Genomic DNA, 19154 nt, shown 5'->3' with positions numbered 1-19154 from the left:
CGGGCGCCGTCCCGGGTCAGCTCTCCACCCGCAGGGGCGGGTCCGTCAGGCCCCGGGCCCTCGGCAGCAGCACCGTTCGCAGGGTGACCGAAGGGGACAGCAGCCGGGACGGGCCCGCCGCGAGATAGGTGACATCGCGGAACGCCGCGCCGACCACCGGGTCGATCGCCGCCCGGTCCGCGAGCCGCCCGAAGTACCAGCTCCGCAGCCGCTCGGCCGCCCCCGGCGGCGTGGCGTCCGCGTCCGTGGCGTACGGGCGGTCCGCGCCGACGGCGGTCAGCCAGGCGGTGTCGCTCGCCCTGGCCACGGCGCGCTGCGCCGCGGCCGCGAAACCGGGCCGCAGGCCCCCCTCGGCCAGGCAGCCGCGCAGGGCCAGCCCGCTGAGGGCGGCCACCGCCATGCCCTGACCGTAGATCGGGTTGAAGGTGCAGGCGGCGTCCGAGAGCGCGAGAAACCCCTCGGGCACCCCGCCCGGGGCGTCGTAGTGGCGGCGGCGGTTGGAGGTGTCGCGGAACCCGTACGGCGGGGACACCGGCTCACAGGTCAGCAGATGCTGGTACAGCGCGGGCTCGCCCAGGGACTTGACGAAGCCGGGCACCTCCGAGCCCTCGGTCGGCGGATGCTGACCGCGCACCCCCGACAGCGTCAGCAGCCAGTGGCCGCCCTCGACCGGGGACCAGGCCGCGCCACGCGGACAGTCCGGGCGCGGCTGGATGACCATCACCATGTCCAGCGGCTCGGCGGGCCGGAACTCTTGCGTGCAGTAGCCGATCCCGGCGTCGACGACCTCCTCGCGCGGCACCGGAGCGCCCAGCTCCGCCAGCCACTTGGGGGCGCGCGAGCCGCGCCCCGAGGCGTCGACGACCAGATCGGCCGGTAACTCCCGCTCGGCGCGCCCGGCGTCCCGCGCCCGCACCCGTACGCCGGTGACCCGGTCCGCGCCGCCGAGCAGCCCGGTGGCCTCGGTGCCCTGGAGCACCTCCACCCGGGTCCCGGACCCCTCGGCCTCGGCGAGCACCCGCGCCCGTACGGTGGCGTCGAACAGCGCCCGGGTGCAGCTGGTGGTGGCGTGTCTGCCCTCGTGGAAGCGGCGCTGCCAGCCGTTGCCGCCCTTGGTGATCACATCGCGCGGCGCCTCCAGACGGTGCGCGCCCGCCGCCTCCAACTCGCCGTTCAGCCCGGGGAACAGCTCCTCCAGGGCGCGCCGCCCGCCGCTGAGGAAGACATGCAGATGGCGGCCCTGGGGCACGCCCTTGCGGAAGGCGGGCCGGTCCGGGTAGCGGTCGCGCTCCACCAGGGTGACCGTGTCGACGTGGCCGAGGAGCGCGCCCGCCGCCAGCGTGCCCGCGAGGCCCCCACCCACCACCACCGCGTCGCCCTTGCCCATATGCCCGCCCCTCCCGCCGACCGTGATCGATAACGGCCCAAGCCTGGTACCCCGGGCTTGGGCCGTCAACCACACACGGTTACGGGACGACCACGATCTTCCGGCCCACACCCGCCTTGAACTGTTCGAGCGCCTTGGGGTACTCGTCCAGCGGCATCCGGTGGCTGATGAAGATCTTCGGGTCCAGCACCCCGCTCGCGAACAGCCCGGCGGCACGCTCATAGCTGTGCAGCACGGCCATCGAGCCGGTGATGGTGATCTCCTGGTTGTAGATCTTGTACGGCTCGATGGTGGCCCGCGTCGCGTAGTCGGAGACACCGAACTGCAGGAACGTTCCGGCCTTGGCCACCCGGCCCAGGCCGTCCTGAATGGCGGCCTGGTTGCCGGTGGCGTCGATGACCACGTCCCAGCCCCGCGGCTGGTCCAGCTCGTCCGCCGAGGCGGCGGACCGGGAGCAGCCGAGGGTGGTGGCGGTGGACAGCCGCTCGGCGTTGACATCGAGCATGTCCACGCTGGTGGCGCCGGTCCGCTTGGCCAGCTCCAGCATCATCAGCCCCATGGTGCCGGAGCCGTAGATGAGCACCTCGGCGCCCAGGTTGCCGTTGAGCACGTCATAGCCGCGCACCGCGCAGGACAGCGGCTCGATGAGGGCCGCGTCGGCCACGTCCACCTGCTCGGGCAGCTTGACGCAGTTGGCCACCGGGGCCACCGCGAACTCGGCGGCCCCGCCGGGGACGCTGACCCCGATCGCGTTCCAGTTGTCGCACAGGTTGCCCCGGCCGATCCGGCAGTAGCGGCACTCGTGGCAGTGCAGGGACGGGTCCACGGCGACCCGGTCGCCCACCGCCAACTCGGTGACATCGCTGCCCAGACCGACGACCTCACCGGCGAACTCATGCCCGGGGACGATCGGCAGCGTGGGCGCGAACTCCCCTTGCAGGATGTGCAGATCGGTGCCGCACAGCCCGCAGGCCGCCACATCCACCACGACCTCACGGGGGCCCGGGGTGGGGTCCGCGACAGTGGCGACGGTGACCTTCCCCGGGGCTTCGATGACTGCGGCCCTCATTTGACGGCTCCTAGCGACAGGCCCTGGACCAGCTTGTCCTGGGCGGCGAAACCGGCGGCGAGCACCGGCAGGGAAATGACCATCGACGCGGCGCACACCTTGGCCAGGAACAGCCCCTGGCTGGTGACGAAGGTGGTCAGGAACGCCGGGGCGGTCTGGGCGACCACACCGGTGAGCACTTGGGCGAAGAGCATCTCGTTCCAGCTGAAGATGAAACAGATCAGCGAGGTGGCGGCGATGCCCGGGCCCGCGATCGGGGCCACGACCCGCCACAGGATGGTGGGCAGCCGAGCCCCGTCCATCTGCGCGGCCTCGATGATCGACACCGGGATGTCGGCGAGGAAGGACTGCATCATCCACACCGCGATCGGCAGGTTCATCGAGGTGTAGAGGATGACCAGCAGCCAGACGTTGTCCAGGAAGTTGATGTCCCTGGCGAACAGGAACACCGGCAGCAGTCCGGCCACCACCGGCAGCATCTTCGTGGACAGGAAGAAGAACATCACATCCGTCCACTTGCGCACCGGCCGGATCGACAGCGCGAACGCCGCCGGAAGCGCCAGCAGCAGCACGAAGCAGGTGGAGAAGAGGGATGTGCCCACCGAGTTGAGCAGCGCGGGCCAGGGGCTCGCCCCGCCGCCCACACCGAAGAAGTCCTTGTACCCGTCGAGGGTCAGCGGAGCGGCCAGCGACGGCGGGTTGGTGGCGGCGTCGGCCTCGGAGTGGAACGAGGTCAGCAGCATCCACAGCACGGGCAGTACGAAGACGATGCCGACGAACCAGGCCAGCACGCCGAGCGCGGCACCGCGCCGCTTGGCCCGGCGGGTGGCTTCCGGAACGGATGTGATGGGCACCGGGGTGCTCACGGCGGTCATGCGCGGGACGCCTCCTCACGGAAGAGGGACGACACCACACGCAGCGCGAAGGTGGCGATGATGATCGTGCCGATCACCACCACGACTCCCGCCGCCGATGCCAGCCCGTACTCGTGGGCGTTGTAGAAGGTTTCGTAGATGGTGTAAGGGAGGTTCGCGGTGTCCAGGCCACCGCGGGTCATGGTGAAGACGGCGTCGAAGTTCTGCACGATGTAGATGGACCCCAGCAGGGTGCCGAGCTCCAGATAGCGGCGCAGATGCGGAAGCGTCAGAAAGCGGAAGATCTGCCAGCTGCCGGCCCCGTCCAGCCGGGCCGCCTCGACCATGTCCAGCGGCTTGCTCTGCAGCCCGGCCAGCAGGATGAGCATCATGAACGGCGTCCACTGCCAGATCAGCGACGCCTCCACCGCGATCAGCGGCGTATCGGTGAGCCACTCCGGCTGGGGCCCGCCCAGCCAGTTGAGCACGCCGTTGAACAGGCCGTACTCGGGGTTGTACAGCGCGTGCTTCCACAGCAGCGCCGAGGCCACCGGCACCAGCAGGAACGGCGCGATGAGCATGGTGCGGACCAGGCCCCGGCCGCGGAACTTGCGGTCCAGCAGCAGCGCCAGCAGCAGCCCCAGCACCACACTGACGATCACCACGGAGGCGGTCAGCAGCACGGTGGTGACGATGGACTCGCGCAGCGACTCGTCGCTGAGCACCGTCTTGTAGTTCTCCAGCCCCGCGAACGCACGGCGGTCGGGCCGGAAGGAGTTCCAGTCGAAGAGCGAGATCACCAGCGTGGCCACGAACGGCAGCTGGGTGACCACGATCAGGAAGATCAGCGCGGGCAGCAGCGGTGCCCGGGTGGCCCACTCCCGGGCCCGGTTCCGGGTCGCCTTGGGGCGCCCCGCGGAGGTGGGGGTCGCGCTCGGTGGCCGCTGGCCACTCACGGGTACTGCCGTCGTCGGATTACTCATCGGTACTCCTCGCCGACCTTCTCGGCCAGCTTCTGCGAATTCTTCAATGCCGTCTCGACGGACTGCTTTCCGGCGATGGCGGCGCTGATCTCCTGGGCGACCTTGGTGCCGAGATCGGCGAATTCGGGAATGTCGACGAACTGGATGCCGATGGTCGGCCGCGGCTGCACTCCCGGATCACGCGGCTTGGCGCTGAGGATCGCCTTGCGGGTCTCCTCGGAAAAGCTGCCGGCGGTCTCGCGGTACTCCGGAGTGGTGTACGTCGACGACCGCTTTCCCGCGGGTACGTTGGACCAGCCGAAGGTCTTGCCGACCAGGGCCTCGTACTTCTTGCTGGATGCCCAGGAGATGAACTTCCACGCGTTGTCGGGGTGGCGCGATGCCTTCTGGACGCCCCACGCCCAGGTGTAGAGCCAGCCCGAGCTCTGGGTCTTCACCACCGGTGCCTGGACATATCCGATCTTGCCCTTGACCGGGGACTTGCTCGCCTCCAGCGACCCGGCGGCCGAGGTGGCGTCGTACCACATGGCGCTCTTGCCCTGGGTGAGGTTGTTCAGGCACTCGGCGAAGCCCGACTGGGCCGCACCGGCCTCACCGTGCTTGCGCACCAGGTCGACATAGAACTTGGTCGCCTTGGTGAATTCCGGCGAGTCCAGCCGCGCCTTCCAGTCCTTGGTGAACCAGGTGCCGCCGAAGGTGTTGACCACCGTGGTCAGCGGGGCCATGAGCTCACCCCAGCCGGGCAGTCCGCGCAGGCAGATGCCGTTCATCCCCTTGCGGGAGCCGTCCACCTTGGCCGCGATGTCCGCGACCTGCTGCCAGGTGGGCCGCTCGGGCATCTTCAGATGCTTCTCGGCCAGGACGTCCTTGCGGTACATCAGGAACGACGACTCACCGTAGAAGGGCTCGGCGTAGAGCTTGCCGTCCTCGGCGGTCAGCGACTGCCGCATCGAGGGGAGGACGTCCTTCTGGTCGAATGCCTTGTCCTTGGCGGCGTAGCCGTCGAGCGGCATCAGCCAGTCGTTCTTCGCGTAGAACGGCACCTCGAAATTGCTGATGGTGGCCACGTCGTACTGGCGCGCCTGATTGGCGAAGTCCTGACTGATCTTGTCGCGGACCTCGTTCTCGGGCATCATCGTGAATTTGACCGTGATGCCCGTTTCCTTGGTGAAGTATTTCTTGGTGAGCTTCTGCAGGTCCACCATCTGGGGGTTGTTCACCATCAGGACATTGATGGTCTTGTCGCCTGAGCTGCCGCCCCCCATACCGGCGCAACCGGTCAGGAGCGCGCCCGCGGTCAGGGCCACCACCGGTATCCGGGCAGCACGAAGAGTCAGGACTGGCATAACGGGTCCAATCGAAGGGACGTGGGGAAGGAAAAACAGCGGGGGGAAGGGCGTCAGACCCTGACGATCTGGGGGCCCAGCAGCGAATAGCGGTGTGCCTCGGTCAGCGGTAGACCCGTATCGGTCACGATCGTTTCGAAGTCCGAGACATCTGCGAACCGGCAGAAGCTGACGGCTCCGAATTTGGTGTGCACCCCGGAGAAGATCTTCCGCCGGGACACCCGCACCACCTGCGCCTTGACCTCGCTGACCGCCGGATCCGGGGTGGTCAGGCCGTACTGGCGGGAGATGCCGTTGGCGCCGATGAACGCCAGGTCGATGACGAAGCCCGAGAGCATATGCGTCGCCCAGTGGTCGACGGTGGCCATCGTGCCCCCGCGGACCCGTCCGCCGAGGAGCAGCACGGTGGTGTTGTCACGGGTGGCGAGGCCGGTGGCGGTCGTGAGGGAGGCGGTGATCACGGTGAGCGGCCGGTCCCTGGGCAGGGCCTCCGCGATCAGCTGCGGGGTGAATCCCTCGTCGATGAAGACCGTCTCGGCATCGCCCAGCAGATCGGCCGCCGCGGTCGCGATCCGCGACTTCTCCGGCACGTGCATGGTGGTGCGGAAGGCGAGGGTGGTCTCGAAACCGGCGCTCTCCACGGGGTAGGCGCCGCCGTGGGTGCGCCGCACCAGTCCGTGCTGTTCCAGGACCCGCAGGTCGCGACGGACCGTCTCCTTGGACACCCCGAGGTCGGCGGCGAGCTTGCCGACGTCGACGACGCCGGCACGGCGAGCCGTGTCGAGGATCTCCCGACGGCGTTCCTCCGCGTCCACGCCGCACCTCCTGCCTAGGTCTTTCGGCTTGCGTGGCAGTTTTACAAGCGTGCAACAGGGGAAGCCAGTCTTGGCACCACAGAGATCGTGACCGTATGCGCCCGTTTCACAAACGTTACAAGAGCAGGTCATGGCGGATGGCGCAACGGACGGTGAGGAACCCGGCTGCCTGATTGTCCACCCGGCGGGCCCGTTTCTCGCCCGTTCTCCGAAAAAGGGCGTGAACGGAGCCCGTCCGGGCGGGTTCAGATACTGGGGAATGCCCGAACGGACATGTGCTAAGAGGAGGTCAGCGCCCCGGAGGCGTCGAGAATCCGGCCCGCGACCTTGACCGAGTCCACCAGCGGGTGGAGCGCCAGGGCCCGCAGGGCCGCATTGCGGGCGATGCCCGAATCGCTGCCCGCTTCGGTCGTGGCCGCCTCGATGGCCGAGCGCTCCACCGCCTTGATCGACAGCATCAGGCCGAGCTGGTCCGGCGCCACCGCGCCGGTCGCCAGCGGCCGCGCCCCGCCCGCGTCCACCAGACAGGGCACCTCCACCACGGCGTCCTCGTCAAGACCGGGGACGGCCGTCCGGTTGCGCACATTGAGGATCAGCGTGGCGCGCTCGTCGCGTGCGATGGCCCGCATGATGGCCAGCGCGATCCGGTCGTAGCCGCCGCCGTCCAGATCGCAGGAGTCGCGCTCCCAGCCGCCGGTGGCCTCGCGGCTCTCCGCCATGTACGTGGCCTCGCGCTCCAGCCGGGTGCGCTCCCACTCCCTGAGCGCCCCGGGCGCGCCCGAGCCCGCCGTCTCGTAGAACCGGGCCTGCTGGTCGCGGAGGAACTCGCCACGGGTGGCCGGGGCCTGCCGGATCGAGGCCACCGCCTCCCGGTTGAAGTAGTAGTAGTGCAGATACTCGTTGGGCAGCGCGCCCAGCGCCCGCAGCCACTCGGCGCCGAAGAGCTTGCCCTCCTCGAACGACTCCAGGGCGCCGGTGTCGCCGAGCAGCTCCGGCAGCCGGTCCCGGCCGTCCACCACCACCCGGCGCAGCCAGCCCAGATGGTTCAGGCCCACATAGTCGTACGTGGCCCGGTCCGGATCGGCGCCGACCGCCCGCGCGGCGCGGCGGCACAGGCCGACCGGGGAGTCGCAGATGCCGATCACCCGGTCGCCGAGCACCCGCTGCATCGCCTCGGTGACCATGCCCGCCGGGTTGGTGAAGTTGATGACCCAGGCGTCCGGGGCCACGGCGGCGATCCGCTCGGCGATCCGCAGCGCCACCGGCAGGGTGCGCAGCCCGTAGAGCACCCCGCCCGCGCCGACGGTCTCCTGCCCCAGCACCCCCTCGCCGAGCGGGATCCGCTCGTCGTTCGCCCGGCCCTCCAGACCGCCGACGCGGATGGCCGAGAAGACGAAGTCGGCGCCGCGCAGCGCCTGGTCGAGATCGGTGGTGGCCCGGACCGCGGGGGCGGTGGGGCGGCCCGTGGCCTGTTCGGCCAGGACCGCGCGGATCGCGTCCAGCCGACGCTGGTCGGTGTCGTACAGCACCAGTTCGGTGCAGCGTCCCGCCGCGTCCCCGGTGTCATCGAGCAGCGCCCGGTACACCAGGGGCATACGGAACCCTCCGCCGCCCAGCACGGTCAGCCTCATACGGTCACTACCTCCACATCGCCCTCGCGGAACACGGCGAGCGTCGCCGGGTCGGAGGTCTTGTTGGTGATCAGGGTGTCGATGCCCTCCGGTCCGCAGATCCGGGCGAGGCCCGTGTCACCGGGGAACTTCCCCGCGGTGACCAGCAGCACCACCTCCCGGGCCGCGCCGAGCATGGCCCGTTTGACCGGCACCTCCACATGGGTGCTGTCCAGCACGCTGCCGTCGGGGAGCACTCCGCTCGCGCCGAGGAAGAGCCGGCCGACCCGCAGCTGGCGGATGTTGGACTCGGTGAGGAAGCCGACCACGGAGCGGTAGTTGGCGCGCACCTGCCCGCCCAAAAGGATCAGGGTCACCTCTGGGTCGTCGCGCAGCTCGTCGTAGACCGCGAGATTGCTGGTCACCACGGTGACCGGGCGGCCGCGCAGCAGCTTGGCGAGCTGGAGGGTGGTGGTGCCGATGTCCAGCAGCAGCACATCGCCGTCCGCGACCAGTTCGGCGGCGGCGCGGGCCACGGCCTCCTTGTCCGCCAGGTCGTCGACCACCACCTCGCTGAACGGGCGCTCCTCGTCCTGAGTGGGCGCCGCCACCGCGCCGCCGTAGACCCGGGTGAGCCGCCCCGCCCGGCCCAGTTCGGTGATGTCCCGCCGGGCCGTGGCCCCGCTGACGCCGAGACGCGTGGCGATCTCCCCGATGGGCAGCACGCCCTCCTCACCGAGGATGCTCAGCAGCTTCTCGTGGCGGCTCTCTCGCAGCATGGTGGCAACGTACTGCAGATGAGCGAGTGTGCGCGACTCTGATCGACCTCTTGCATTCATCCCGGGTGAGGTGCAAGGTTTCGCTCACGCCACATCAGGCCCTGCCGCACAAGGAAAGGCACGTCGGTGAGCACCACGGCCGGAACCCCCGATCCGATCCACCCGATCGACCCGCTCGCGGCGCTGCGCGCCTCCACGGACCCCGAGCACGACGTCTACCTCACCGGCACCGTGTTCCTGGACATCATCTTCACCGGGCTCGACCACGCCCCCGTCCGCGGCACCGAGTCCTGGGCGCGCGGTATGGGATCGAGCCCCGGCGGCATCGCCAACATGGCCACCGCCCTGGCCCGGCTGGGCCTGCACACCACGCTCGCCGCCGCCTTCGGCACCGATGTCTACGGCGACTACTGCTGGGAGAGTCTGGCCCTCGGCGAGGGCGTGGACCTCACCCCCTCCCGCCGCGTCCCCGGCTGGCACTCCCCGGTCACCGTCTCCATGGCGTACGAGGGCGAGCGCACCATGGTCACCCATGAGCACCCGGCGCCGCCGCCCGCCGTCCGGGGCGCGCCGCCCCGCTCCCGCGCCTGTGTGGCCACCTTCGAACCGGGGCGCCAGGAGGACTGGGTGCGCCGGGCGCACGCCCGGGGCAGCAAGATCTTCGCCGATGTCGGCTGGGACGAAACCGGCCGCTGGGACCCCGCCGCGCTCCCCGATCTGCCCTACGCCCACGCCTTCCTGCCCAATGCCGCAGAGGCCCAGCGCTACACCCGCACCGACAGCCCCGAGCGGGCGGTGCGCGCGCTGGCGGAGCTGGTGCCGATCGCCGTCGTCACCCGGGGCGCCGAGGGCGCCGTGGCCATCGACTCGCTCACCGGGGAGCGCGCCGAGGTGCCCGGGTTGCCCGTGGACGCGCTGGACCCGACCGGGGCGGGCGATGTCTTCGTGGCCGGATTCATGACCGGCACGCTCGCGGGCTGGCCGCTCGCCGACCGGCTCGCCTTCGCCAACCTCACCGCCGCCCTTTCCGTCCAGCACTTCGGCGGCTCCCTGGCCGCGCCCGGCTGGCCGGAGGTGGCCGCCTGGTGGAACCGTGCGCGCGGGGCGGCCGGTGGCGGGGCGGACGCGGCCGGACTCGCCCGCCGCTACGCCTTCCTGGGCGATCTGATCCCGGACCGGGTGCGCGGCTGCCCACGGCTGCGGGCCCTGCCCACCATCGGTTTCCGGGTGCATGACAGTGCCCAACGGTCCTGACGGTCCTGATCACCGCATCGAGGAGAAACCCCATGGAGAACCCCATGGAACTGGCCCGTACCGGGGCGCGCCGGACACGCGGCAGAGTCGTCCCGGCCGCGCTCGCCATCGGCGTCGTCCTGCTCGCCGCGGGGTGTGTCCCCGGCACCGACGGCTCGGGGGCCGCCGGTGCCGGGACCGGCGCGGCCACCGCCATACCCGATCCGGCGAAGGCCGGAAAGACCACGCTGACCGTGTGGGACCAGGAGATACGCGGCGGGACCAACGGCGAGATACAGCAGCTGAACCGGGAGTTCGAGCGGAAGTACCCCAATGTGCGGATCAAGCGGGTCGCCCGGAGCTTCACCGATCTGAAGACCACCCTGAAGCTGGCCGTCTCCGGCAACCATCCGCCCGATGTCATCCAGGCCAATCAGGGCTACCCCGACATGGTGGCCTTCGTCCGGGCCGGGCTGCTCGCCCCGCTGGACAACTACGCCGGGATCTACGACTGGAACACCCGCTACCCCGCCACCCTGCTGGGCCTCAACCGGGTCTCAGCCGACGGCAACGACTTCGGCAGGGGGCGGCTGTACGGCATCTCCCAGACCGGCGAGTACATCGGCCTCTACTACAACAAGGACGTGCTGCAGAAGGCGGGGCTCCAGCCGCCGCGCACCTGGGGTGAGTTCACCGACGGCCTGGCCCGGCTCAAGGACCGCGGCGAGCTGCCGATCCAGTTCGGCAACCTCGACAAGTACCCCGCCATCCACACCTTCGGGGTGCTGCAGGACCAGCTCGGCGCCGCCGACGCCCGCGACACCGTCCTCGGCCGCGGCGACGGCTTCGACAACGCCGCCACCAAGAACGCCGCGGCCACCCTCGCCGACTGGGCGAAGCGCGGCTATCTGCCCGGCGGCGCCAACGGCCTCGGCTACGACGACGCGGCCAAGAAGTTCGCCTCCGGCGACGGCGCGTATCTGCTGACCGGCACCTGGCAGCTGGCCGACCTGAAGAAGCCCATGGGGGACAAGCTGGGCATCGTGCCGCCCCCGCCCGCCAAGGCCGGCGGCGACCCCGTCACCACCGGCGGCCAGGGCCTGGCCTGGTCCATCACCTCCCGCTCCCGCCACCCGGAGGTGGCCGCCGCCTATCTGGACTTCCTCACCGACGCGCACGCCGCGGACGTGATGACCCGGCACGGAGTGCTGCCCGCCGTCCCCGCGAAGGCCGCGGCGGGCGTGAGCCCGGACAGCGCCGACGGCCAGATGATCGCCGGGTGGAAGCGGCTGAGCGCCGCCGATGGACTCGTCCCGTACCTGGACTACTCCACCCCCACCTTCTACGACACCCTCTCGGCCGCCCTCCAGGGCGTGGTCAGCGGCAAGACCTCCCCGGACAGCTTCGCCGCGACCCTTCAGAAGGACTACGGCGCGTATCGGAAGAAGCAGCGCGAGCAGCACGCCTCGGCGGGGCCCCGATGAGGCTCGCCGCCCTGACCAGGGCATACCGCCGCCGCGCACCCGGTGAGCCGCGCGCCATCGGCTACCTCTACATCCTGCCCGCGCTGATCGTGTACGCCGTCTTCCTGCTCTACCCCTTCGGGCAGTCGGTGTGGCTGTCCTTCGTGCACTGGGACGGGCTGACGGTCGCCACCCCCGCCGGATTCGACAACTACCGCGCGCTGTTCACCGATCCGAGCCTGCGCGCTCCCTTCCTCCACGCGCTGCTGCTGCTCGTCTTCTACGCGGCCCTGCCGGTGGCCATCGGGCTGCTGCTGGCCGCCGTGATGACCCGGGCCCGGGTCCGGGGGATGACCTTCTTCCGTACGGTCCTGTTCCTGCCGCAGGTCCTGGCGCTGATCGTGGTCGGCGTGGCCTGGCGCTCGATCCTCGCCCCCGACGGGCTGCTCAACGACGTCCTCCGCGCCGTCGGCCTCGGCGGCCTCGCCCGCCCCTGGCTCGGCGACTACACCTGGGCGCTGCCCGCCGTCGGCGTCGTCGGCACCTGGGTCGGCACCGGGCTGTGCATGGTCCTCTTCCTCGCCGGAGCCCAGCGCATCCCGCGCGAGCTGTACGAGGCCGCGCGGATGGACGGCGCCGGACCGCTGCGCGAGTTCCGCACCGTCACCCTGCCCGGTCTGCGGCCACAGATCGCGGTGGCGCTGACCCTGACCATCGTGGCGGGGCTGCGCAACTTCGATCTGATCTACATCACCACCAGCGGCGGCCCCGGAAACGCCACCTCCGTCCCCGCCTACGAGGTCTACCACCGGGCCTTCGAGAGCAACCAGGTCGGCTCGGCCGCCGCCGTCGGCGTGGCCCTCACGGTCCTGATCTTCGTCCTGACCGTCACGGTCTCCCGGCTCGTGGAAGGGCGGCGGGCATGACCACACGCCTGGAACGCAACGTCACCTACGGCATCCTCGCCCTCTTCACCGTCATCGCCCTCACCCCCGTGATCGGCATCCTCTCCACGGCCTTCGGCTCACAGAGCTCCCTGGACACCGGCTTCTCAACTCCCAAGGACGGTCTGCACTGGAGCAACTTCACCGACGCCTGGAGCCGTGGCCACTTCGGCACCTATCTGGGGAACTCGGTGCTGGTCACGGCGGTCGTGGTGGCCGCCACCACCGTGCTGGCCATCCTCGCCGCGTACGCCTTCGGGGTGATGCGCTTCCCCGGCTCCACGGTGCTGTTCCACCTCTTCGTGATCGGGCTGACGCTGCCCCAGGAGGCGCTGATCGTCCCGCTCTACTTCGATCTGCGCTACGCCGAACTCACCGACAGCTACTGGGCGTTGATCCTGCCGCAGACCGCGCAGTCCCTGGCCTTCGGGGTCTTCTGGATGCGCACGTACTTCCGCGGCAGCGCCCGGGCGGTCATCGAGGCGGCCCGGATCGACGGGGCGAACACCTGGACCACGCTGTGGCGCGTGCTGGTCCCGATGGGCCGCCCGGCGATCTCCACCATGGTCGTGATCACCTTCATGTGGACCTGGAACGAGTTCCTGATGGCCCTGGTGATGGTCAGCGACGAGGCCCATCGCACGGTCCCCCTCGGCCTCGCCTTCTTCCAGGGCCAGCACAGCTCCGACGCGGCGCTGCTCGCGGCGGCCTCGGTGCTCATCGCCCTGCCGGTGGTCGTGGTCTATGTGGCACTGCAGCGCCGGTTCATCGAGGGCATGCTGGGCGGGGCGGTGAAGGAGTGAGCCCGGCGGGCACCGGGCTCAGGGTCCTTCTTCCACGGAGATCCGCCAGAAGGACCCTAAGCCGAGGGGGTGCGGCTGACCGGGCGGCCGAGGCGGGCCACGGCGCGGGCGAAGACGGCCGCGTCGTGCACCGCCGCCCCGCCCGTGTCGTTGTTGAAGTACGCGTAGACCTCCGCGTCGGCCGGCCAGGTGTCCCCGATCCGCCGTGCCCAGGTGGTCAGCGCCTGGCGCCCGTAGCGCGGGGCCGGGCGGGCGAGACCGCCGTGGAAGCGCAGATACCCCCAGCCGGTGGTCCGCCACAGCGGGGTGACCGGTCGGGAGCCGGAGTCGGCCCAGCACAGTGCGGCCGAGCGGCGTTCCAGCACCGCGCGGATCTCCTCGGTCCACCAGGAGGCGTGCCGCGGTTCGACGGCCACCCGCGTCCCGGAGGGGAAGCAGCCCAGACAGCGGTCCAGTAGCTCGCCGTCGGCCCGCAGGGTGGGCGGCAGCTGCACCAGCACCGGGCCCAGCCGGTCGCCGAGCCCGGCAGCATGGGACATCAGCCGCTCCACCGGCTCCTCGGGATCGCGCAGCCGCTTGATGTGGGTGAGGTAGCGGCTCGCCTTGAGCGCCATCACAAAGCCCTCCGGCAGCCGCTCCCGCCAGGTGGCGAACTGGTCGTACGAGGGCAGCCGGTAGAAGGCGTTGTTGCTCTCCACCGTGGCGAAGGCGCGGGTGTACTCCTCCAGCCACAGCCGCTGCGGACAGCCTTCGGGGTAGAGCCGGCCGCGCCAGTCCCGGTACTGCCACCCCGAGGTGCCGATCAGGACGGTCATGCCTCGCCCGGATGCCAGGGCGGCCACTGCCCGGGCCGGTCCTCCCAGTGCACCTGGGCCGGGTCGTCGAGGTCGATGCCGGGGAAGACCTGCCGGACGCGCGGCTCGAACTCCTCCCGTTCCAGCGGTTCGCACCCCAGGCCACGCAGCCGCACCAGCCGGTAGCGGCCGTCGGCCTCGATTGACTCGACGAAGACGGGGTAACCGGACTCGTCCGGGCCTGTGGCGTTCTCCATACCTCCAGGGTGCCGGGTCTCCGGTATCCGCGCGCCCCGGCCACCGGCCGTACGAATCCTCCAGAAGCGGGGGCGAGCCATGATCTTCACCGACCGGACGGACGCCGGGCGGCGCCTCGGCGAGGCGCTGCGCCCCTTGGCGGATGAGAAACCGGTCGTGCTCGGGCTGCCGCGGGGCGGGGTGCCGGTGGCCTTCGAGGTGGCCCGGGCGCTTCATGCGCCCCTGGATGTGATCATCGTCCGTAAGCTCGGCGTCCCCTACCACCGGGAGCTGGGGTTCGGCGCCATCGGCGAGGGCGACGTACGGGTCATCCATGAGGCGATCGTCCGGATGAGCAGGGCCGATGAGGAGGACCTCGCCGAGGTGGAGCGGACCGAGCGGGAGGAGCTGGCCCGTAAGGCGCGCCGGTTCCGGCAGGGCCGCTCGCGGATCGCGGCCGAGGGCCACACCGTGATCATCGTGGACGACGGCATCGCGACCGGCGCCACGGCCCAGGCCGCCTGCCGGGTGGCACGGGCCCAGGGCGCCGCGCGAGTGGTCCTCGCCGTGCCGGTGGCGCCGCCGGACGCGGTCGCCGCGCTGCGCGCGGACGCGGACGAGGTGGTGGCACTCTCCACCCCCTCGGACTTCGCGGCGGTGGGGGAGTGGTACGAGGACTTCTCGCAGACCGCGGACGACGAGGTGGTGGAGTTGCTGTCCCGGTCGACCGGAGAGACCGGTGAGGCGCATCCTGGAAGGTGATGCAGGAGGTGAGCGCGATGGAGACGATCGTGGGATGCGACATTCAGATGGAGTTCCGTGAGATCGGTCCGCTGACCGAAGCGGTCGTCCGGCTGAGGATGCACGACGGCACGGAGATGCTGGCCCAGGGCCGTGCCAACCGCAACCCCGACGACCCGGCACAGCCGAGGGTCGGCGAGGAGATCGCGGCGGCGCGGGCACTGACCAATCTGGCGCACCGGCTGATCGGCAAGGCGGGCGGCGACATTGAGGAAGTCACCCATTCCAAGGCGCATTTGGTGATGTAAGGCCGCCCCGGCGAAGGAGCGTCCGCCGCGGTGGCCCACCGCGGGCGGAGGCTCCTGTGCGTATGCGCTGCCCGGGGTGCGGGGTCGTTCAGCGGTGGCCGAGGGTGAGCTGCTGGCCGGGCCGGATCAGATCCGGGTCGGCGCCGATGACCTGGCGGTTGATCTCGTAGAGCTGTTCCCAGCCGCCCGCCACTCTCTCCCGGTCCGCGATCCGGGAGAGGGTGTCGCCGCGGACGACGGTGTACGACCCGGCCCGGGGCTGCGCCTTGGACGGTGGTTCGGGCACGGCCTTCGGGACGATGAGCAGCGGTTCGGCCCTCGTGGTCGTGACCGCCGAGACGGTGGTGGCGGTCGGGGTGGGCGAGGTGGGCGTGGGGGCTGAGGCGGCGTTCGCCTGGCCGATGCCGATGAGCGGCAGGGCGACGCCGGCGCCGCCCGCCGTGATCGCGAGCGAGGTGCGGGAGACACGGTGGGGCCGGGGCCGGCGATGACGTCCGCGTGCGGCCATGGAGTCCTTCTTCCTGTCCTGGTGCGGCAGTTGGCGAGTGCGATGGCTGCCGAACAGTAATCCCAGGGTTCTGGCTTGGACAAGGTGTTCGGATGTTTGCGGTAGAGAATCCAATGTGAGGAATTTGAGCGCCGACGCGATCAATGTGCCCCGTACATAAGAGCCCGCGCGCGGGGAAGGGAGTCCCAGGGGGGATGCACGGGAGGCATCGGGGCACCCGCCCTCGATGCCGGTGGCACCCGGCAGACGGCTGACCTCGGGAGGTCGCTCATGAGTCACATGAGTCAACGGAACGGTTCGGCTCCTCGGCGGACGACTCGGCGCACGGCGGCGGCGCGGTCCCGGCCACCCGTCTTATGCGCCCTGCTGCTCGGCGCGCTGGCCACGGTCACCGCGTGCGGCAGCGACACCGGGGACGGGGACTCCGCGCGGCGCGCCTCGTCCGTCACCTCCGCCTCCTCCGCCGCGCCACCCTCCTCCCCTTCGGCCGCCTCCTCGGCCTCCGCCGGGAGCGGCTCCTCCCGGAACGAACGGCCCACCTCGCGGACCGCGCAGTCCCCTCCGCCCTCGGCGGGGCCCTCGCGCCCGTCCTCCTCACGTCCCGCCGCCGCGTCCGGGGTGCGCCGTGTCTGCTCCAAGGCGCAGCTGACGCTGGCGGCCGGCCGGATGGACACAGGTGCCGGGAATGTGTACCTGCCCCTGGTGTTCACCAACAAGTCCGCCACGACCTGCACCCTCACCGGATACCCCGGTGTCTCGCTGCTCGACTCCACCGGTGCGGTGATCGGCGATCCCGCCACCCGGCGCGGACCCACCCGCTCCCCGGTCTCCCTGCCGCCCGGCGGCAGCGCCTCGAGCAGTCTGCACACGCTCAACGAGGGCATGAACGACACCCCGTGCCGGCGCACCGCGGCCCGGATCCGGGTCTACCCGCCGGATTCCTTCGACGCGATGAACGTCTCGGCCCGGTCGTTCCGGGTGTGCGGAGGCGTGTTCGAGGTCGAGACGACGCGATCCGGAACGGGTGGATGACACCGGCATATCGGGGGGCTCCCGGGCGCGCGAAAGTGTCCGAAAATCTTGACAACGCAGGCGTCGACTGGCCGTGTTCACCCTTTCGCAATCATTAGGGGTAGGCCACCATAGGGATGCCTCATATGAGCCGTTAGGGAGCGTCCGGAGGGGGACGGTGTCATGGAGCGAGTCGCGACCGAGGTCGAGACGGAGCTACTGGACCTTTCGGGGGCGACACTCGAAGACCTCGAGCGGCACGAAGGGATTTCCGCGGTGACGGAGCGGCTGCTCGACATCGTCCAGCGCCCGCCGACGATCGGCAACTCGTCGACGTCGGAACCCTGTGTGAGTTAGGCGGCTATGACGTCCTCCGCCACGCGGGGCCTCAACCATCGTTTATCGGCGGAGGGTTTCGCCGAGTTGGCGCGGGGTTCCGGCGGCCCCGCGGCCATCGCCGAACTGAGGTCGGGGCAGCGCAGCCGGGCCATGCTCCTGCTGCGCGCCCTGGTGGACATCGCCTCCGCGCACCCCGCCCTGCCCGGCCCCCTTCCCCCGCCCCGGGACGCCTGGCACCTGCTGATCAGGGCCGAGCACCGCTCCCCGGCCGCCACGGAGACGCTGCTGCTGCACCCTTCCGTGGGGGTGTGGCTCAACCGCTGTCTGCGCAGGCTGCGCGGTCTGGAATCGGGGGACGGGCCACTGTGGAGCGCGGTGGGTCATCTGCATGCCATAGCCGCCTCGGCCGCTCTTCTCGCCGGAATCGACTTTCGCGGCACCGTTCCGGTGCGCGAGGGCGGGGTGATATTGCCGGCCCTGGGATTCGCCCGCATTCCGGACACCACCGATGTCGCCGAGGTCGTCGTGAACGGCCGTAAGGCGGCGGTGTTATCCGGCCCGTATTCGGTGATACTGCCCGCCGACTTCTCCGAGGACGCTCCCAGTTGGCACGGACTGCGGCGGCTGCGCGGAGAACACGAGGGGATTGTGTGCGCCCCCCTTGTCGACGACCTCGACCCCTATCGCGACTTTCTCCGGATCCGGGAGCCCGAGCGGCTCGGCGACGAAGAGTGGCGGGGCTGGCAGGAGAGCTTCGGCAATGCGTGGCGGCTGGTCTCGGAGCAGCGTCAGGTGGACCCGCGGGGAATCGCCGCCTGCCTGTCCTCCGTCGTGCCCGTGCCGTACGCCGCCTGGCCCGAACCGTTCAGCGCCTCATCGCCGGAGGCGTACGGCTGCGTGCTGCTCAGCGGGGCCACGGACCCGCTGACCCTCGCCGCCGCGCTGGTGCACGAGGCCCAGCACATCAAACTCAGCGCCCTGATGGACCTGGTGCCCCTGATCGAAGGGGGCCTGGAGGAGATCCACTACGCGCCCTGGCGGCTGGATCCGCGACCGCTGCGCGGGCTCCTCCAGGGGGTGTACGCGTTCCTGGGCGTGACCGGATTCTGGTGGGACCGGCTGCGGCGCGCCGAGCCCGGCCCGGCCCGGGACACCGCCGCGTTCGAGTTCGCCCTGCGCCGGGCACAGACCGCGGCGGGGCTGCGCACGCTCCTCACCCACGCCGAACTGCCGCGCAGGGGCGAGGAGTTCCTCCGCCGGCTGGAGGAGCGGCTGACCCTGTGGCTCGCGCAGCGGGTGCCCTCCGTACCGGCGCGCCTGGCGGCGGATCTGATCCACGACCACCGGCTCGTCCACCGCATGCGCCACCTGGCGGCGGACCCGGAGCCGACCGCCGCTTGGGCGCGGGCCTGGCGGGAGCGGACCGACCCTCCCGGGGAGCCGCCCGGGACCTCGGTCCGGCCGACCCGCCCCGAGGCGCCGGCGCGCCCCGCGCTCGCCCGGCTCCGGCTCGCGGACCCGGCGGGCTTCGACCGGCTGTGCGAGAGCGGGGGAGCGGAGTTGTCCGGGGGGCTGTCCGGGGGAGCGGGGCTGCCCGGGGGCGGTGACGCCATCGACCGGGCCGACCTCCAGTGGGCCGCGGGGGACACCACGGCCGCGCTGTGCGGCTACCGGGCCCGCCTGGAAGCGGACCCGGACGACATCGCGGCATGGGCGGGGCTCGCGCTCGCCCTGCCGGACGGCGCGGCCAGGACGACCCTGCTCAACCACCCCGAACTGGCCCTGGCCGTCCACCGTGAGCTGCGCACCGCGCCGGGCACGGGTCCCGATCCGGTGGCGCTGGCGCGGTGGATCGGGACCCGTACACGCGGGTGAACGGCGCGCGGTACGGGGCCCCGCGAACGGCGCGCGGCACGGGCCCCGCGACGGC

Annotated in this window: 20 protein-coding genes and 1 pseudogene; 9 read left to right on the top strand and 12 right to left on the bottom strand. The window is 71.1% G+C overall.

Translation table 11 applies throughout. The features are described from left to right. Window positions 1-16: 16 nt before the first annotated feature. From LIV37_RS07205 to LIV37_RS07170, 8 genes are all read right to left on the bottom strand, one after another. Window positions 17-1387 carry an NAD(P)/FAD-dependent oxidoreductase gene (locus LIV37_RS07205; RefSeq protein ID WP_020866438.1) on the bottom strand — a complete coding sequence of 457 codons (1371 nt, stop codon included), beginning with the start codon at window positions 1385-1387 and terminating at the stop codon, window positions 17-19. Between the two features lie 79 nt (window positions 1388-1466). Next, entirely contained in the window at window positions 1467-2456 is a 990-nt protein-coding gene (locus LIV37_RS07200; RefSeq protein WP_020866437.1) for a zinc-dependent alcohol dehydrogenase family protein, read from the bottom strand. Beyond that, the gene (locus LIV37_RS07195) at window positions 2453-3331 is read right to left on the bottom strand and encodes a carbohydrate ABC transporter permease (RefSeq protein ID WP_020866436.1); all 879 of its coding nucleotides are present in this window, start codon (window positions 3329-3331) and stop codon (window positions 2453-2455) included. Before LIV37_RS07195 ends, LIV37_RS07200 begins: the two co-directional genes overlap by 4 nt. Further along, on the bottom strand, window positions 3328-4293 hold the full coding sequence (locus tag LIV37_RS07190; protein ID WP_185057950.1) for a carbohydrate ABC transporter permease: 966 nt from the start codon (window positions 4291-4293) through the stop codon (window positions 3328-3330). The genes LIV37_RS07195 and LIV37_RS07190 overlap by 4 nt, the downstream gene beginning before the upstream one ends. Next, a complete protein-coding gene (locus tag LIV37_RS07185) occupies window positions 4290-5639 on the bottom strand; it encodes an ABC transporter substrate-binding protein (protein WP_121825735.1) in 1350 nt (449 codons plus the stop codon). Before LIV37_RS07185 ends, LIV37_RS07190 begins: the two co-directional genes overlap by 4 nt. Window positions 5640-5692: 53 nt before the next feature. Next, window positions 5693-6454, bottom strand: a complete 762-nt coding sequence (locus LIV37_RS07180) for a DeoR/GlpR family DNA-binding transcription regulator (protein WP_020866433.1) — start codon at window positions 6452-6454, stop codon at window positions 5693-5695. Window positions 6455-6732: 278 nt separating this feature from the next. Next, entirely contained in the window at window positions 6733-8085 is a 1353-nt protein-coding gene (locus LIV37_RS07175; RefSeq protein ID WP_020866432.1) for a 6-phospho-beta-glucosidase, read from the bottom strand. Then, on the bottom strand, window positions 8082-8843 hold the full coding sequence (locus LIV37_RS07170) for a DeoR/GlpR family DNA-binding transcription regulator (protein WP_020866431.1): 762 nt from the start codon (window positions 8841-8843) through the stop codon (window positions 8082-8084). The genes LIV37_RS07175 and LIV37_RS07170 overlap by 4 nt, the downstream gene beginning before the upstream one ends. A 126-nt stretch (window positions 8844-8969) precedes the next feature. Between LIV37_RS07170 and LIV37_RS07165 the strand changes: the two genes are divergently transcribed. The 4 genes from LIV37_RS07165 to LIV37_RS07150 are packed head-to-tail and all read left to right on the top strand — an operon-like array spanning window position 8970 to window position 13286. Continuing rightward, window positions 8970-10097, top strand: a complete 1128-nt coding sequence (locus tag LIV37_RS07165; RefSeq protein WP_020866430.1) for a carbohydrate kinase family protein — start codon at window positions 8970-8972, stop codon at window positions 10095-10097. Between the two features lie 32 nt (window positions 10098-10129). Continuing rightward, complete coding sequence (locus tag LIV37_RS07160; RefSeq protein ID WP_020866429.1) at window positions 10130-11560, top strand: extracellular solute-binding protein; 1431 nt, start codon at window positions 10130-10132, stop codon at window positions 11558-11560. Then, entirely contained in the window at window positions 11557-12465 is a 909-nt protein-coding gene (locus LIV37_RS07155) for a carbohydrate ABC transporter permease (protein WP_020866428.1), read from the top strand. Before LIV37_RS07160 ends, LIV37_RS07155 begins: the two co-directional genes overlap by 4 nt. After that, window positions 12462-13286 (top strand): carbohydrate ABC transporter permease, encoded by an 825-nt coding sequence (locus LIV37_RS07150; RefSeq protein WP_020866427.1) that lies wholly within the window; start codon window positions 12462-12464, stop codon window positions 13284-13286. The genes LIV37_RS07155 and LIV37_RS07150 overlap by 4 nt, the downstream gene beginning before the upstream one ends. Before the next feature lie 56 nt (window positions 13287-13342). Here the strand turns inward: LIV37_RS07150 and LIV37_RS07145 are convergent, their stop codons facing one another. Both LIV37_RS07145 and LIV37_RS07140 read right to left on the bottom strand, forming a co-directional pair. Further along, window positions 13343-14101, bottom strand: a complete 759-nt coding sequence (locus LIV37_RS07145) for a DUF72 domain-containing protein (protein ID WP_121826193.1) — start codon at window positions 14099-14101, stop codon at window positions 13343-13345. Next, window positions 14098-14337 (bottom strand): hypothetical protein, encoded by a 240-nt coding sequence (locus LIV37_RS07140; RefSeq protein WP_020866425.1) that lies wholly within the window; start codon window positions 14335-14337, stop codon window positions 14098-14100. Before LIV37_RS07140 ends, LIV37_RS07145 begins: the two co-directional genes overlap by 4 nt. A gap of 79 nt (window positions 14338-14416) precedes the next feature. Here LIV37_RS07140 and LIV37_RS07135 point away from each other — a divergent pair. Both LIV37_RS07135 and LIV37_RS07130 read left to right on the top strand, forming a co-directional pair. Continuing rightward, window positions 14417-15064, top strand: a pseudogene (locus tag LIV37_RS07135) (phosphoribosyltransferase); the annotation flags it as partial. Window positions 15065-15096: 32 nt separating this feature from the next. Then, window positions 15097-15366, top strand: a complete 270-nt coding sequence (locus LIV37_RS07130; protein WP_037952439.1) for a DUF1876 domain-containing protein — start codon at window positions 15097-15099, stop codon at window positions 15364-15366. Between the two features lie 88 nt (window positions 15367-15454). Here LIV37_RS07130 and LIV37_RS07125 read toward each other — a convergent pair whose 3' ends face one another. Continuing rightward, on the bottom strand, window positions 15455-15874 hold the full coding sequence (locus LIV37_RS07125; protein ID WP_020866422.1) for a LysM peptidoglycan-binding domain-containing protein: 420 nt from the start codon (window positions 15872-15874) through the stop codon (window positions 15455-15457). A 284-nt stretch (window positions 15875-16158) separates the two neighbouring features. Further along, window positions 16159-16512, bottom strand: a complete 354-nt coding sequence (locus LIV37_RS07120) for a hypothetical protein (RefSeq protein ID WP_243146385.1) — start codon at window positions 16510-16512, stop codon at window positions 16159-16161. A 49-nt stretch (window positions 16513-16561) separates the two neighbouring features. Between LIV37_RS07120 and LIV37_RS07115 the strand changes: the two genes are divergently transcribed. The 3 genes from LIV37_RS07115 (at window position 16562) to LIV37_RS07105 (ending at window position 19099) form a co-directional block, all read left to right on the top strand. Further along, window positions 16562-16906: a DUF4232 domain-containing protein gene (locus LIV37_RS07115; protein ID WP_020866420.1), complete on the top strand. Its 345-nt coding sequence runs from the start codon at window positions 16562-16564 to the stop codon at window positions 16904-16906. A gap of 162 nt (window positions 16907-17068) precedes the next feature. Further along, the gene (locus LIV37_RS07110) at window positions 17069-17242 is read left to right on the top strand and encodes a hypothetical protein (protein WP_020866419.1); all 174 of its coding nucleotides are present in this window, start codon (window positions 17069-17071) and stop codon (window positions 17240-17242) included. A gap of 6 nt (window positions 17243-17248) precedes the next feature. Continuing rightward, window positions 17249-19099 (top strand): HEXXH motif domain-containing protein, encoded by a 1851-nt coding sequence (locus tag LIV37_RS07105; protein WP_121825737.1) that lies wholly within the window; start codon window positions 17249-17251, stop codon window positions 19097-19099. Window positions 19100-19154: the final 55 nt, after the last annotated feature.

Origin of the sequence: Streptomyces rapamycinicus NRRL 5491, assembly GCF_024298965.1 — a bacterium.
Classification (GTDB): domain Bacteria; phylum Actinomycetota; class Actinomycetes; order Streptomycetales; family Streptomycetaceae; genus Streptomyces; species Streptomyces rapamycinicus.
Note: the sequence above shows the minus strand (reverse complement) of the source record. Positions and strands in the feature narration are given on the sequence as shown.

Excerpts from the sequence above, each read along its gene's own strand:
- LIV37_RS07155 (WP_020866428.1), top strand. The coding sequence starts at position 11,557 with ATGAGGCTCGCCGCCCTGACCAGGGCATACCGCCGCCGCGCACCCGGT.
- LIV37_RS07185 (WP_121825735.1), bottom strand. The coding sequence starts at position 5,639 with ATGCCAGTCCTGACTCTTCGTGCTGCCCGGATACCGGTGGTGGCCCTG.
- LIV37_RS07110 (WP_020866419.1), top strand. The coding sequence starts at position 17,069 with ATGGAGCGAGTCGCGACCGAGGTCGAGACGGAGCTACTGGACCTTTCG.
- LIV37_RS07125 (WP_020866422.1), bottom strand. The coding sequence starts at position 15,874 with ATGGCCGCACGCGGACGTCATCGCCGGCCCCGGCCCCACCGTGTCTCC.
- LIV37_RS07170 (WP_020866431.1), bottom strand. The coding sequence starts at position 8,843 with ATGCTGCGAGAGAGCCGCCACGAGAAGCTGCTGAGCATCCTCGGTGAG.
- LIV37_RS07190 (WP_185057950.1), bottom strand. The coding sequence starts at position 4,293 with ATGAGTAATCCGACGACGGCAGTACCCGTGAGTGGCCAGCGGCCACCG.
- LIV37_RS07175 (WP_020866432.1), bottom strand. The coding sequence starts at position 8,085 with ATGAGGCTGACCGTGCTGGGCGGCGGAGGGTTCCGTATGCCCCTGGTG.
- LIV37_RS07130 (WP_037952439.1), top strand. The coding sequence starts at position 15,097 with ATGGAGACGATCGTGGGATGCGACATTCAGATGGAGTTCCGTGAGATC.
- LIV37_RS07200 (WP_020866437.1), bottom strand. The coding sequence starts at position 2,456 with ATGAGGGCCGCAGTCATCGAAGCCCCGGGGAAGGTCACCGTCGCCACT.
- LIV37_RS07150 (WP_020866427.1), top strand. The coding sequence starts at position 12,462 with ATGACCACACGCCTGGAACGCAACGTCACCTACGGCATCCTCGCCCTC.
- LIV37_RS07105 (WP_121825737.1), top strand. The coding sequence starts at position 17,249 with ATGACGTCCTCCGCCACGCGGGGCCTCAACCATCGTTTATCGGCGGAG.
- LIV37_RS07160 (WP_020866429.1), top strand. The coding sequence starts at position 10,130 with ATGGAGAACCCCATGGAACTGGCCCGTACCGGGGCGCGCCGGACACGC.
- LIV37_RS07195 (WP_020866436.1), bottom strand. The coding sequence starts at position 3,331 with ATGACCGCCGTGAGCACCCCGGTGCCCATCACATCCGTTCCGGAAGCC.
- LIV37_RS07145 (WP_121826193.1), bottom strand. The coding sequence starts at position 14,101 with ATGACCGTCCTGATCGGCACCTCGGGGTGGCAGTACCGGGACTGGCGC.
- LIV37_RS07205 (WP_020866438.1), bottom strand. The coding sequence starts at position 1,387 with ATGGGCAAGGGCGACGCGGTGGTGGTGGGTGGGGGCCTCGCGGGCACG.
- LIV37_RS07140 (WP_020866425.1), bottom strand. The coding sequence starts at position 14,337 with ATGGAGAACGCCACAGGCCCGGACGAGTCCGGTTACCCCGTCTTCGTC.